General features: G+C 41.3%; 13 protein-coding genes. 12 read left to right on the top strand and 1 reads right to left on the bottom strand.

Annotated elements, in window-relative coordinates; translation table 11 throughout:
• The first annotated feature begins 40 nt into the window (after window positions 1–40).
• The 8 genes from COD92_RS17715 to COD92_RS17680 all read left to right on the top strand — a co-directional run bounded on the left by COD92_RS17715 (window position 41) and on the right by COD92_RS17680 (window position 6,663).
• Window positions 41–361 carry an urease subunit beta gene (locus tag COD92_RS17715; protein WP_098528923.1) on the top strand — a complete coding sequence of 107 codons (321 nt, stop codon included), beginning with the start codon at window positions 41–43 and terminating at the stop codon, window positions 359–361.
• The gene (gene ureC / locus COD92_RS17710; protein WP_098528925.1) at window positions 362–2,071 is read left to right on the top strand and encodes an urease subunit alpha; all 1,710 of its coding nucleotides are present in this window, start codon (window positions 362–364) and stop codon (window positions 2,069–2,071) included.
• 170 nt (window positions 2,072–2,241) lie between these two features.
• Window positions 2,242–2,688 carry an urease accessory protein UreE gene (ureE, locus tag COD92_RS17705; protein ID WP_098528926.1) on the top strand — a complete coding sequence of 149 codons (447 nt, stop codon included), beginning with the start codon at window positions 2,242–2,244 and terminating at the stop codon, window positions 2,686–2,688.
• Window positions 2,681–3,367, top strand: a complete 687-nt coding sequence (locus COD92_RS17700) for an urease accessory protein UreF (RefSeq protein WP_176541130.1) — start codon at window positions 2,681–2,683, stop codon at window positions 3,365–3,367. Before ureE ends, COD92_RS17700 begins: the two co-directional genes overlap by 8 nt.
• 28 nt (window positions 3,368–3,395) lie before the next feature.
• A complete protein-coding gene (ureG, locus tag COD92_RS17695; RefSeq protein ID WP_098528928.1) occupies window positions 3,396–4,010 on the top strand; it encodes an urease accessory protein UreG in 615 nt (204 codons plus the stop codon).
• Window positions 4,007–4,822 carry an urease accessory protein UreD gene (locus COD92_RS17690; RefSeq protein WP_098528930.1) on the top strand — a complete coding sequence of 272 codons (816 nt, stop codon included), beginning with the start codon at window positions 4,007–4,009 and terminating at the stop codon, window positions 4,820–4,822. Before ureG ends, COD92_RS17690 begins: the two co-directional genes overlap by 4 nt.
• Entirely contained in the window at window positions 4,807–5,016 is a 210-nt protein-coding gene (locus COD92_RS17685) for a hypothetical protein (protein ID WP_098528931.1), read from the top strand. Before COD92_RS17690 ends, COD92_RS17685 begins: the two co-directional genes overlap by 16 nt.
• Before the next feature lie 291 nt (window positions 5,017–5,307).
• Window positions 5,308–6,663: an MFS transporter gene (locus COD92_RS17680; RefSeq protein ID WP_098528933.1), complete on the top strand. Its 1,356-nt coding sequence runs from the start codon at window positions 5,308–5,310 to the stop codon at window positions 6,661–6,663.
• Window positions 6,664–6,765: 102 nt separating this feature from the next.
• Here the strand turns inward: COD92_RS17680 and COD92_RS17675 are convergent, their stop codons facing one another.
• Window positions 6,766–8,730 carry a XylR N-terminal domain-containing protein gene (locus COD92_RS17675; RefSeq protein ID WP_098528935.1) on the bottom strand — a complete coding sequence of 655 codons (1,965 nt, stop codon included), beginning with the start codon at window positions 8,728–8,730 and terminating at the stop codon, window positions 6,766–6,768.
• 250 nt (window positions 8,731–8,980) lie between these two features.
• Between COD92_RS17675 and COD92_RS17670 the strand changes: the two genes are divergently transcribed.
• The 4 genes from COD92_RS17670 to COD92_RS17655 are packed head-to-tail and all read left to right on the top strand — an operon-like array spanning window position 8,981 to window position 13,175.
• Complete coding sequence (locus tag COD92_RS17670) at window positions 8,981–10,159, top strand: thiolase family protein (protein ID WP_098528936.1); 1,179 nt, start codon at window positions 8,981–8,983, stop codon at window positions 10,157–10,159.
• A gap of 23 nt (window positions 10,160–10,182) precedes the next feature.
• The gene (locus COD92_RS17665) at window positions 10,183–10,635 is read left to right on the top strand and encodes a Zn-ribbon domain-containing OB-fold protein (protein WP_098528938.1); all 453 of its coding nucleotides are present in this window, start codon (window positions 10,183–10,185) and stop codon (window positions 10,633–10,635) included.
• 1 nt (window position 10,636) lies between these two features.
• The gene (locus COD92_RS17660) at window positions 10,637–11,953 is read left to right on the top strand and encodes a CaiB/BaiF CoA transferase family protein (RefSeq protein ID WP_176541126.1); all 1,317 of its coding nucleotides are present in this window, start codon (window positions 10,637–10,639) and stop codon (window positions 11,951–11,953) included.
• A 19-nt stretch (window positions 11,954–11,972) separates the two neighbouring features.
• On the top strand, window positions 11,973–13,175 hold the full coding sequence (locus COD92_RS17655) for a CaiB/BaiF CoA transferase family protein (protein WP_176541127.1): 1,203 nt from the start codon (window positions 11,973–11,975) through the stop codon (window positions 13,173–13,175).
• Window positions 13,176–13,288 lie beyond the last annotated feature (113 nt).

Raw genomic sequence — 13,288 nt, 5'->3', positions numbered from 1 at the left:
TTTTACAAACCCAAACCAAAACCTTTTAGGAGGGAAAGCAATGATTCCTGGGGAGTATCGATTAAAAAAAGAGCCAATTTTGTGTAATGAAAATAAGCAGCCGCTAGTTATTCGTGTGTTAAACCGGGGCGACCGCCCGATCCAAATCGGTTCCCATTTTCATTTTTTTGAAGTCAATACAGCATTGCAATTTGACCGAGGCCGGGCATTCGGCAGGCATTTGAATATTCCGGCGGGAACGGCCGTAAGGTTTGAGCCTGGCGATGAAAAGGAAGTAGAGCTCGTTCCTTTTTCGGGGGAACAGAAGGTGTACGGTTTAAATCAATTAACAAACGGTTCCGTCAAAAAGGAGGAGAAGTAAGTGAGCTTTCACATGCAGCGAAAACAATATGCAGATATGTTCGGTCCAACGGTTGGAGATGCTGTCCGTTTAGCAGATACTGATCTGTTTATTGAAATAGAAAAAGATTACACCACCTACGGGGATGAAGTGAAGTTTGGCGGAGGCAAGGTGATTCGTGATGGAATGGGGCAGCACCCGCATGTGACAAGTGCGGAAAGTGTGGACCTTGTGTTAACCAATGCGATGATTGTTGATTATACCGGGATTTATAAAGCAGACATCGGTGTGAAAGGTGGGAAGATTACGGCGATTGGCAAGGCTGGGAATCCACTGCTGATGGACAAGGTGGATATCGTCATTGGTGCGTCAACTGAAGTGATTGCCGCAGAAGGAAAAATCGTAACCGCCGGGGGCATTGATGCCCATATCCACTTTATTTGTCCGCAGCAAATTGAAACGGCGCTTTCCTCTGGCGTGACCACGATGATTGGCGGGGGGACAGGGCCGGCTACAGGCACGAACGCAACCACCTGTACCCCAGGCCCGTGGAATATCCACCGGATGCTCCAGGCAGCAGAAGAATTCCCAATGAATCTCGGTTTTTTAGGAAAAGGAAATGCTTCGGATGAAGCCCCGTTAAAGGAACAAATTGAAGCGGGAGCAATCGGCTTAAAGCTTCATGAAGACTGGGGAACAACGGCTGCAGCTATTGATACGAGTCTAAAAGCGGCTGACCAATATGATGTGCAGGTCGCCATTCATACCGATACCCTAAACGAGGGTGGATTTGTTGAGGATACATTGGCTGCCATTGATGGACGCGTGATCCATACGTATCATACGGAAGGCGCCGGGGGAGGACATGCACCGGATATTATTAAGGCTGCCAGCTTCCCTAATATCTTGCCGTCATCGACCAACCCAACAAGGCCTTATACGATTAATACACTGGAAGAGCATTTAGATATGTTGATGGTTTGCCATCATCTTGATCCGGAGGTTCCGGAGGATATTGCATTTGCTGATTCGCGGATTCGCAAAGAAACAATTGCCGCAGAAGACATCCTACACGATATCGGTGTATTCAGTATGATTTCCTCTGATTCGCAGGCTATGGGACGGGTGGGAGAAGTGATTACCCGTACGTGGCAAACGGCGGATAAGATGAAAAAACAGCGCGGAAAACTGGCGGAGGATCAAGGCGTTGGCGATAACTTCCGGGTCAAGCGGTATATTGCCAAATATACGATCAACCCTGCTTTGACACATGGTATTGCCGATTATGTCGGTTCGATTGAAACAGGAAAGCTCGCGGATTTGGTTGTCTGGGATCCGGCGTTTTTCGGTGTGAAACCAGAGTTGATTATAAAAGGCGGCATGATTGCACACAGTCTGATGGGAGATCCAAATGCCAGCATTCCAACGCCGCAGCCGGTTATCTATCGTCCAATGTTTGCATCATTTGGAAGTGCCAAATATCAAACGTCGATGACATTTGTCTCCCAAGCTGCATTTAAAAAAGGGGTCCATGAAACACTTAGGCTAAAGAAAATCGTCAAACCTGTGTCAGGGATCCGCCAGTTAACGAAAAAATCGATGGTTTTTAATGGGGAAACACCTGAAATCGAAGTGGATCCGCAAACATACGAAGTGAAAGTAAATGGTGAATTAATAACCTGTGAGCCTGCGGAAGTAGTTCCAATGGCACAGCTCTATTTCTTGTTTTGAGGTGTTTGAGTTGCCGAAACCCGGTAAGGTACAACGATCCTTACTTGGTTGAAGCGTTCTATTTTTTGTGTTTGGCGAAATAAATTCTTTTTTCGCAAAATATTCACCAAGTTTGGCGAAATTCATTCCTGTAACGCCCTACTCTATTTCTTTTTTAAGGAGAGAAAAAAATGATTATTGAAAAAGTAATTGGAAATGTTGCGACAATAGAAAAAAAAGCACCGCATACAGAACGGGTGTACTTGAACAGCGATGACTTGGTTAAACGGATTCAGCGTGTTGTCACCGACCATGGCAAGGAGATTGGGATTCGCTTAAAAGACAATCGTGACTTAATCGACGGTGATGTCTTATATATAGATGAACGAAATATGGTCGTAATCTCCGTTAAAGATGATGACTTGTTGGTGATCCAGCCAACGTCGATCAAGCAGATGGGGGAAATTGCCCACCAGCTGGGGAACCGTCATCTCCCGGCCCAATTTGAAGGAAATGAAATGCTTGTTCAGTATGATTATTTGGTCGAAGAGCTTCTCCAGCAATTAGAAATTCCTTTTAAGCGGGAAAATCGAAAGGTAAAACATGCGTTTCGCCATATTGGACACCGCCATGATTAAAGAATTGTTTCCGCTTCTTCAGTTGTGTGATTCCAACTTTCCATCCGGAGCCTTTTCGCATTCGTTCGGATTGGAAACCTACATTCAGGAACAAGTCATTACGGATACGAAAAGCTTTTCTGAAGCGATCATCGTATATATCGAAAAACAGCTTGTTTTTGTCGAGGGACTGGTGTGCCGGCTTGCTTTTGAAGCGGTCGAGCAAAACAGGATGGCGGATCTTTTCGAGCTGGATCAATTATTATTTGCTGCGTGCCTTGCGGAAGAAACGAGGATCGGAAATCGCCGAATTGGTGAACGAATGGCAAAACTATGTGCCGGTCTTTATCCATCACCGATTCTCGATGATTATCTCGATAAAATCAAAGAAAAGCAGGCCTATGGACATTCTGCCTTGGTTTTTTCGATCGTTGCCTGCCACTTACAAGTGGGAAAAGAAACTGCCACTGGCGCGTATTTATATGGAGCTGTTTCTTCATTGATTCAAAACGCAGTCCGCGGCATTCCCCTCGGCCAGACCGATGGTCAAAAGCTGTTGGTCAACATCCAGCGGCTTTTAAAGAAAGCCGTTCGGAAGATTTTGTTGTTGTCTAAGGATGATCTTGGGGCGGTCAGCCCTGGATTGGAAATTGCCCAAATGCGTCATGAACGATTACATGTACGCTTGTTTATGTCTTAAATTTTTTAGAAAAAGAGGGATGTTGAGAATGGAACCAGTACGTATTGGAATTGGAGGACCTGTTGGCGCAGGAAAAACGATGCTTGTGGAAAAATTAACGCGGGCGATGCACGAAGAACTGAGCATGGCCGTTGTCACGAATGACATCTATACAAAGGAAGATGCGTTATTTCTCATGAAAAACGGAGTGCTGCCACAGGATCGGGTAATCGGGGTGGAAACTGGCGGTTGTCCGCATACGGCGATTCGTGAGGATGCCTCGATGAATTTTGCGGCCATCGATGAATTGAAAGAAAGACACCCTGATGTTGAATTGATCTTTGTCGAAAGCGGTGGCGATAATTTAGCGGCAACATTCAGTCCAGAGCTTGTTGATTTCTCCATTTATATTATTGATGTGGCCCAAGGAGAAAAAATTCCGCGCAAAGGCGGACAAGGGATGATTAAGTCAGACTTATTCATCATCAACAAAATTGATTTGGCGCCTTACGTTGGGGCAAGTCTGGAAATCATGGAGCGGGACACGATCGATGCGAGAGGGGACAAGCCTTTTATTTTTACAAATTTAAAAGATGGAACAGGCCTTGATCAAGTGATCGATTGGATTAAAAAACAAGCTCTATTTATGGGATTGGAGGCATGAGCTATACCGGCGTATTGGAGCTTTCTGCGGTCAGAAGGCAGTCCAAAAGTATTGTATCCAGCTGTTATTATGAAGGGGCATTGAAATTCACTCGCCCGGTTTACCTGGAGGAGGATGTGCCAACCGTTTATCTGATTCATGTTGGGGGCGGCTATGTCGACGGCGATACCTATTTGACTGACCTTTCAGTTGAGGCGGGAGCGGAATTGGCAGTCACTACGCAATCCGCTACAAAAGTATATAAAACGCCGAAAAACCCTGTTGTTCAGCAAACAAATTTGAAAGTGGGCAAGGGAAGTGTGCTTGAATATTTGCCGGATTCATTAATCGCTTATGAGGGTGCGCGTTTTATTCAAGAAACCAATGTTCGGATGGAGGAGGAAGCTGTTTTTTTTTATAGCGATATAATCACACCTGGATGGGCAGAGGATGGGAGCTTGTTTCGCTATGACTGGATCCGTTCGAAATTAAAAGTCTATAAAAATGACAAGCTCGTTTTATTTGATCATTTGCTGCTTGAGCCGGATGATCAGTTGAACGGGATTATGCAAATGGAGGGGTATACCCATGTTGGGACCTTCCTCATCCTTCATGATCAAGCGGATAAAGGTTTTTTGGATGGTTTATATGAAGTCATGGAGGATATTCAGGAAGACGTTCGTTTCGGATTGTCCTCTTTGCTGGAGGGCGGAGTGATTTTGAGGGTGCTGGCCCGTACAACAGGTATGATTGAGAAAATGATTACTCATGCGCATGGATGGGCCAGACATCAGTTGTTGGCGAAGGATGTTGTTAGATGGAGGAAATACTAAGGTTGTGGAATGCATCTTTCTTGGAAAAGAAGGATGCATTTTTGTTAAGGATTGTGCAGGAGTGTATTGGTGGGAGAATTAGTTTCGATTTTAAGCGTTGCAGTTGGGACTCTAATTATGGCCGTTTAGCTGGGGCCAATTGTCGCGTTCTTTTACCTGCGGATGGAGTATCCTTTTCTGAGATTAAACGATAAAAGTCAGACTGTTATCAAACAATAAATATCAGGAAAAAACCATATTTAGAAAGCAGTGGAATTGGTTGCTTCTAACTTAATGGTACAGAATAATTAAATTTTTCCTGCAGGTTCTGCAGGATACAAATTGATTAAATTTTCTGTATAATCTATTTACAACATAGTCATAGTGGAAAAAAGGAGGTATGAATCTAAAATAGTTGTTCTAATAGAAAAAGAAAGGTCATGAGAGGTTTGTTAAGAAATGGGGGTAGCCTTGCCCGCAATTGGAATCTATCGGAGGTGTAAATAATGACTAGCATTCATGCAAATGAAATTTCACAAAAAAAAATGTCAAGAAGGGCACTAATTGGATCTACCTCTGGTGCGATTATCGAATGGTATGACTTTTCGCTTTATGCTACTGCTTCAGCTGTCATTTTTCCAAAACTATTTTTTCCGAATACAGACCCGTTTATCGCAACGATCCTGTCATTCGCTACTTTTGCCTCTGGTTTCTTAGCAAGACCGATAGGAGCGATTATCTTTGGACATTTTGGGGATCGAATTGGACGAAAGAAAGCATTAATTGTTACCTTATGGATGATGGGTTTGAGCAGTGCCGCAATGGGATTAATACCAGGCTATGACACGATTGGAATATGGGCTCCCATCCTGCTTGTGTTGATGAGATTAATTCAAGGAATTGGCGTTGGAGGCGAATGGGCAGGAGCTATCCTATTATCAATGGAATGGGGAAAGAAAAAGCAGCAAGGATTTATGGCTAGTATCCCAAATGCTGGAGTAGGAGCGGGAATGTTACTTTCTTCTGCGATAATAGGGTTGTTTATTACTCTAGGTGGGGACAATTTCTACGTATGGGGATGGAGAATTCCGTTTTTAGCCAGTTTATTGCTATTAGTGGCAGGGCTTATTATTCGCTCAAAGATCGATGAAACACCATCCTTCCGCAAAGTTCAAGATGGCGAAAGTGTTTCAAAACTGCCAATTCTAGATGTTATGAAAAAACATCCAAAACAGATACTTTATTCAGCATTAGTTAAATTAGCTGAACATACGCCGTTTGCTATCTATACAACATTCTTGATTAATTACAGTATTAATAATTATCATGTGAGTTCGTCCTTTATGGTCAATGCGAATACCGGAGCAAGCTTCTTATTATGTATTTTCATCCCGCTCTTTGGCTACCTTTCTGATAAGGTTGGAATTAAACGTATGTCTAGGATGGGGATCGCTGCCACACTGATTTGGGGATTTGTATTTGTTGGGTTAGTTAATACAGGTGTACAAGCTCTCATCGCAGCTGCTATGATTATTTCTATGGTTCCATTTTGTATGCAGACAGGTGCACTTCCAGCTTTAGCTTCACAGGCATTCCCTGCCCGCTTACGCTATAGCGGTGCTTCACTAGGTACGCAAATCCCTGCCATCTTTGCAGGAGGGATTGCTCCAATGGTTTGTACGTATTTGATACAGGAAACAGGTACAATTTGGTCACTTGGAATTTATATCGCGGTTGTGTCTATTCTTGGCCTGATTGGTACATACAAACTTAAGAATCTAGCAACTGAACAAGAAGGTACAGTAAGTGCAGGCCGTGAAAGTGGATTGATCGTAAAAACTCCGGAAGATGTAAAAGCATAATAGTTGTTTAAAAACAGGCTTCCTTAAGAAATGGTAAAGAAATGTCCTTCATCAAACGATGAAGGACATTTTTTATAGGATTCGGTCTAATGAGAGGAAAAATTAATATTCTATCGTATCTTCCTCATGCTCCAGTAAGCTGTCAGGCAGTTTTCCAAAAGCAACATATATATCTAAGGCCATTTGTACCTCACGTCGTGTAGCGGAATCCATCATATCAATGTTAAATCTATCTTTTAAATTCGCAAGGCGGTAACGCATGCCGCCAATGGACAGGTTAAGGATACGGGCGGTTTTATGCAAATTGCATTCATTATTTAAATAAAAATAAAGAGTTTTCAACAGTTCTGAGGACTTCTGAATATCATAGTCATAGATAGAACCTAAAATGTTATCGGCATAGTTCTCTAATTCTTGCGGATTTCTGGCATCTAATAAAATGGAAATATGTCCAATCGCCGAGAATAAGAACACTTGCTGTTTTTGCATATTGATTTGAGCAATTTCTAATGCCTTTTTAGCTTGTTTGTAACCTTCGTGAGTTCTATGAATACTTGGACATATATTGCTTATTCCAATACGTAGCTGTGCTGAAGGTAATTTCTGCTTTACTTCTTTTAATATGTATGTCACGAATTTTTCTTCGCTCATATGGCAAGCCTTTAATAAATCTACGGAAATAAGTGCTTGAATCTGTCCAAACGAGTGCGAGATTAGTATATTTTCTCCTGCAATAGAAGATGAATATTTTCGAAGGATATTCATAATCACTTCCTTTTCATCATTTACAAATTCATCTTTTGGCAAATCAAAGGATTGATTTTGTAAGTGAAAAATAAACACATAATGAGGTTTGTTAATCTTATAGCCTAGTAAAGATAATTTTTTCGTAATGTTAGCATCTAAATTTGGCTTTAGTAAGACCTCGTCTAATAGTTCTCCTTTCATTCGCTGCTCTGTATCAATAGCGGTTTTTTCATTTAGAATGTGCAGTGCACAAATATTTGCTGCCCGCTCGGCAAAAGAAGACTCTAGTTCTTCCATTTCTTTTGAGTTATTAATGATCGAAATATAACCATATACACGGTTTTGTACGATAATCGGTGTAATTAACGGATAATAAGAGAATCCTTGTTCCTTTAAAAATTTTAGTTGGATAGTAGTGGCTCGCTGTTGTAACATCTCATTGATTTTATCCTGGTCTGATGAGTGAAGATGTACCTTGTTCTCGATAATGTTTTTTAAGGAATAATCTAATATATCTCCATATTTTGACAGGGTTTCAAAATCTTTGTTGGATATAACAATGCCGCATTTCAAGCTGCGTCCAAGTGTCTGGGCGATTGAGTCAAGCCCTTTTCCTTGTAAGACAATTTCTGTCAATTGGTTGCTTAACAAATTCATTCGTTTTAATATTTCCCTCTGTCTTTCGATTCGTTTATGTGCTTGATCCAGTTCGTCTCCAATATCTTCACGTTCGTAATCAACCAATTCAGGTGAAATATCATCTCCCCAAAGATCCAATGTTTTTCCGATAAAATGGCAATGCGGATCCCCTTTTCCGATACACTCAACTTCTTTAAATACTACTTTTTTTCCTAATGAGGTGCTGCAGTAGCCGCTTGCATATCCTTCTAAAAAGTAGCAGACAGGTTCGGAATGAGTGGGGAAGTGCTGCAAATATTGTTTCGCTTCATAAGAATCATGCCAAAACCCTTCCACATCAAGTTCTTTTTTATCAGCATCGATATGAACCTTTATGGGAACCGATGATGAACGTCCCGAGAGGTTATGCATCGTGACTCCGCCCATAATCCATTCTTTCTGATTTTCCCAATTAAACATATCCTTCAGTATTAAGGCTTCATGCCGTCCGCATTGATATCCATAACGTAATAGAAAGCGTTTGGCTCTTTCAATTCCTAAAGCTAAAACTAAATCTTTGATTAACGCTCCCCAAGCATCCGCGCTTGAAATAAACATTCGATGAGACTGAAGAAAGTTGCCCTTCTCAGGGGTTGCTTTAAATAAATCACTCAAGGTAATTGTGTTTGCTTTTATCGCCATTTTTCACCCTCCAATACGAATAGATGATTGATTATTATACTATCATAATCGGATTGAATTTTCTAAAAATTAATAACTGTACATTTCGGCTGTAAAAATGAATTTTTCCTACCTAATCGTAAATTGTTTCAGGGTCCTTATCTAAATAAGATATTAATATAGATTTAATTTTCTGAATAGTTTTTCGGCATACGATAGAAACGACAAGAATAAATGAAGTTTTTCATTTAAACGTAAAGGGGAATAAAAGATGAGACGTTTATTAAGTGATCAAGTGTGCATTGTCGGAGTAGGTGAAACAAACTTTGTAAGGGGTACAGATAAGTCATTAACACAATTATTAACGGAAGCAGCGGTGAACGCTTGTCAAGATGCCGGGATTCATCCTTCTGAGATTGATGGTGTCATTAATCCATGGAGATATAATGTCCGCTGTGAAGATTTGGTTGCAGGTTTAGGAATAAAAGAACTTAAGTTCAGCGGCAGAAGTGAAATGGGAGGAGCCAGTGCGATTGCCGCGATTCAGCAGGCTGCTCTTGCTGTAGAACATGGTGTAGCAGAATATGTGGTTGTCACTACAGGGCAAAAAGGATTTTCTGGACCGAGATTAGGAGGAACGGATCCGAGAATACTAGACTTTAATAATACAATTATGCCAAATCCAGAGTATCGGGATAATATGGAATACCCATATGGATTAATGGTTCCGATGCAGTATTTCTCTCTTCATGCGAACCGCTGGTTTTACCAATATAATCCAGACCCAATCGGCATGCAAATTGTGGCCATGACGTGCCGGGAGCATGCTCATAATAACAGTAAAGCCTATATGAAAGGGAGAGTGATGACAGAGGAAGACTATCAAAACTCCCCGATGCTGGTTACTCCTTTCCGATTATTCGATTGTTCTTTAGAGGTAGATGGTGCTGGCGCTGTCATTGTCACATCTAAACGCAATGCCCACCGTTTCAAAAAGCCAATATATATTGCCGGCATAGCAGAAGGTCATCCGAATCAGCCTGATGATATGCCAACGCGTCCTGACATTTTGGATATGGGAATTAAATATGCAGCACCAAGAGCTTTTGAAATGGCCGGAATCTCAAGAGATGAGATCGATTTTGCTGAAATCTATGACTGCTTTACGTTTATCGTCTTACGACAAATTGAAGAAATGGGCTTTTGTGAAAGAGGAGAAGCGCCTGAGTTTGTCAAAAATGGACGAATTACGTATGGCGGACAATTGCCGATTAATACACATGGCGGCTTATTATCACAGGCACATATTGTCGGAATTAATCATGTGGTAGAAGCGGTCCATCAGTTACGAGGCGAAGCAGGAGCTGCACAGGTACAGGATGCAAAAATAGGGTTAGTGACAGGATATGGCGATATGGGTGACGGATCCATTGCCATTTTACACAATTAATTTTTTGAAAGAGGGGTTGTCATATGAATCAAGTAGAAATGCAGATTATTAGACCATTACCAAATAGAGATTCTGATTGGTCACGTGATTGGAATTTATATAAACCTTTTTGGGAAGGAACAAAAGAAGGAAAGTTATTTGTACAGGAATGTACCGCTACCGAAAAGAAAATATGGCCGCCGAGATTTTTATCGCCGCATGAACCTGGCGCTGAGGTAAGGTGGGTTGAGGTAGGGACAAGAGGGGTTATTTACACGTTTAATATTGTTCATCGATCCTTTTATCCATATTTTAATGATCAGGTTCCATATGCTCTTGTTGTAGTGGATGTAGGAGACGGAGTCAGATTTCTTGGCAATACCGTTGGAATGGACCCTACAAAAGTAAAAATAGGTATGGAAATGGAAGCGGTGTTTGAAAAAGTGGATGATGAAGTGACGTTGGTTCAATGGAAGCCTGTGAATGGAGGGAATTAACATGAACATCCAACAGGATCTCTTAACTGGTATCAGAGTTCTTGATTTTACCTGGAGTGTTTCCGGTTCGACGACAACGAGAATTCTAGCAGCCATGGGGGCAGAGGTCATTAAGGTAGAATGGCCAAAGACACCTGATATGATGCGGTTTTCCATGTATGCCAAGGAGGATGAACCTGGCTTGGATAACGGTGCGTTTTTTAACAGTTTAAATGTTGGAAAAAGAAGCTTTACCATTAATATCAAATCCGCTGAAGGCATGAATATTGTGAAAGATTTAATTCGAAAGTCAGATGTTATTACAGAGAACTTTAGTGCTGGCGTTTTTGAAAAATGGGGATTGGATTATGACTCTTTGAAAGAAATAAATGAAGGAATTATTTATATGAGTATTTCCGGATTAGGCCATACCGGAAGACAAAAAAATTATGGGACATGGGGTCCGACAGCTGCCGCTCTATCCGGCATGACTTATATCTCCGGCTTGCCTGATACACATCCAAGCGGCTGGGGCTATTCGATTTTGGATATTGTTGCCGGATATACAGGTGCCTATTCCGTCTTAACGGCATTGTTCCATAAAAAACGAACAGGGGAAGGTCAATATATTGATATCTCTCAAGTAGAAACCGCATTGCCTTTGGTTGGTACCAATTTATTAAATTATTTTGTTAATTGCCGTTCCTCACATCCAACCGGTAATCGTTCTGTCCTTTCAGCTGATTTTAACAAAATCGACTTTAGAGGACCTGCTGCTTGTCCGCAAAACACTTACCGTTGTTCGGGTGATGACGCGAATGATTATTGTGTGATCGCCATTTACGATAACAATGAATGGGAAAGATTTAAAGCGGCAATCGGTCAGCCGGAATGGGTGAATGATGAGAGATTTGCAGACCTCAATGGGCGTATTCAACATCAGGATGAGTTAGATCAGTTTATTGAAGAGTATACAAGCAGGTTTACGAAATATGAAATCATGGAGAAATTACAGAAATATGACCTGGTTGCCGCCGCGGTTCAACAAAATGAAGATATCATTGAAACGGACGCTCAATTACAGTTTAGAGGCCTGTTTGAACCTATTAACCATCCACTTTTAGGTGAAAGATTAGTAGAAGGTATTCCGATTAAAATGTCCGAATCCTCTCCTTATATTCATAAATCTGCTCCATTAATGGGAGAAGACAATGATTATGTGTTAAAAGAAATCCTGCATTTTTCAGATCAGGAAATAGAACTGATGCATGATCATGGCGTCTTTTGGCCATTGGATATGTCAAAGGATTCGTTTAAAGCAGTAAGGCCATTATGGTAAAAGGAAGGAGGAAATGATGGTGGAGAAGGCAGCTTTAAAAGGAATAAGGATACTTGAGATAGGAGATCAATTCACTCAATTTGCCGGAAAGCTGTTGGCAGATATGGGAGCAGAAGTGATCAAGGTGGAACCGAAGGAGGGTGTGCCCTCAAGAAAGATATGCCCATTTTACAAGGATATTCCTGATAAAAATGGAAGCCTGTATTTCTGGAATTACAATACATCCAAAAAGTCGATTACCCTAGATATCACGACAAAGGAAGGGCAGGAAACAATTGTCCGGTTACTAACTCAGACAGATGTAATTCTTGAAGGCAATAAACCAGGTCAGATGAAAGAATGGGGCTTGGATTATCATACCTTATCAAAAGAATTTCCAAAACTGGTATATTGCTCTGTTACCCCTTTTGGCCAGGAAGGGCCATGGAGTCAATACCAATCATCTGACATTGTCCAATTAGCTCTCGGCGGTATAATGGCTGTCACCGGGTATGATGATGTACCTGATGCTCCTCCTATAGCCCCAACCGGTGGACAATCCTACCATCTTGCAGGATATTTTGCCGCGATGGGGATTGTAAGTGCCTTGTTATATCGTGATTTTAAAAATAAAGGTCAATTTATTGATATAGCTGTACATGACTGCGTGACAGTCTCTACTGAAATGTCCCTGCCATATTGGATTTATCAAAAGGAACATGTCATCCGCCAAACAGGCCGGCATGCCCTGCCAAATCGTTCTGTACGCTGGAATCTCAAATGTAAGGATGGAAAATATATTCTCGTTTTAAATACTTATTTGGATGTAAAGAGATGGAAAAGCTTGGTTTCTTGGCTGTCATCGAATCAGCTTGAGGAGGATTTGGGAGACGAAAGATATGTAAATGATCGGTTCCGTGCTGAAAGAATGGAGCATGTAACAGATGTATTAGAGCGTTTTTGTATTCAATTTGAATCAGACTATATTTATCATACTGCGCAGAGCATCGGCCTTCCTTGGGCACCGGTTCGCGCACCGGAAGATATGATTCATGATCAACATTTAGCTGAAGATCGACAGGTCTTTGAATCCGTTTATCATCCTGAAGTAAACGAATGGTTTACCTATCCGGGTCCGCCATATAAATTTCATGAGACTCCCGGGAGTATCACACGACCTCCATTAGTAGGGGAACATAATGAAGAATTGCTATCAAATTTAAAAACGAATCTTACTAACTAGCACATGGAAGTTTTATTTATGTGATAGGACTGTTAAATCATGTTAGAGGGATTATTCCTATTCAGTTAATGAGTTGATTTAAGAGTCAACTCATTAACTAATATATAGAAAAA

This window comes from Bacillus sp. AFS037270 (assembly GCF_002585305.1).
The sequence above is the reverse complement of the archived record's forward strand: the minus strand, read 5'-3'. Positions and strand labels throughout refer to the sequence as shown.

Coding starts and splice junctions, on each gene's coding strand:
- COD92_RS17665 (WP_098528938.1), top strand. CDS start 10,183: ATGAATCAAGTAGAAATGCAGATTATTAGACCATTACCAAATAGAGAT.
- COD92_RS17660 (WP_176541126.1), top strand. CDS start 10,637: ATGAACATCCAACAGGATCTCTTAACTGGTATCAGAGTTCTTGATTTT.
- COD92_RS17690 (WP_098528930.1), top strand. CDS start 4,007: ATGAGCTATACCGGCGTATTGGAGCTTTCTGCGGTCAGAAGGCAGTCC.
- COD92_RS17675 (WP_098528935.1), bottom strand. CDS start 8,730: ATGGCGATAAAAGCAAACACAATTACCTTGAGTGATTTATTTAAAGCA.
- COD92_RS17670 (WP_098528936.1), top strand. CDS start 8,981: ATGAGACGTTTATTAAGTGATCAAGTGTGCATTGTCGGAGTAGGTGAA.
- ureE (WP_098528926.1), top strand. CDS start 2,242: ATGATTATTGAAAAAGTAATTGGAAATGTTGCGACAATAGAAAAAAAA.
- COD92_RS17700 (WP_176541130.1), top strand. CDS start 2,681: ATGATTAAAGAATTGTTTCCGCTTCTTCAGTTGTGTGATTCCAACTTT.
- COD92_RS17680 (WP_098528933.1), top strand. CDS start 5,308: ATGACTAGCATTCATGCAAATGAAATTTCACAAAAAAAAATGTCAAGA.
- COD92_RS17685 (WP_098528931.1), top strand. CDS start 4,807: ATGGAGGAAATACTAAGGTTGTGGAATGCATCTTTCTTGGAAAAGAAG.
- COD92_RS17715 (WP_098528923.1), top strand. CDS start 41: ATGATTCCTGGGGAGTATCGATTAAAAAAAGAGCCAATTTTGTGTAAT.
- ureG (WP_098528928.1), top strand. CDS start 3,396: ATGGAACCAGTACGTATTGGAATTGGAGGACCTGTTGGCGCAGGAAAA.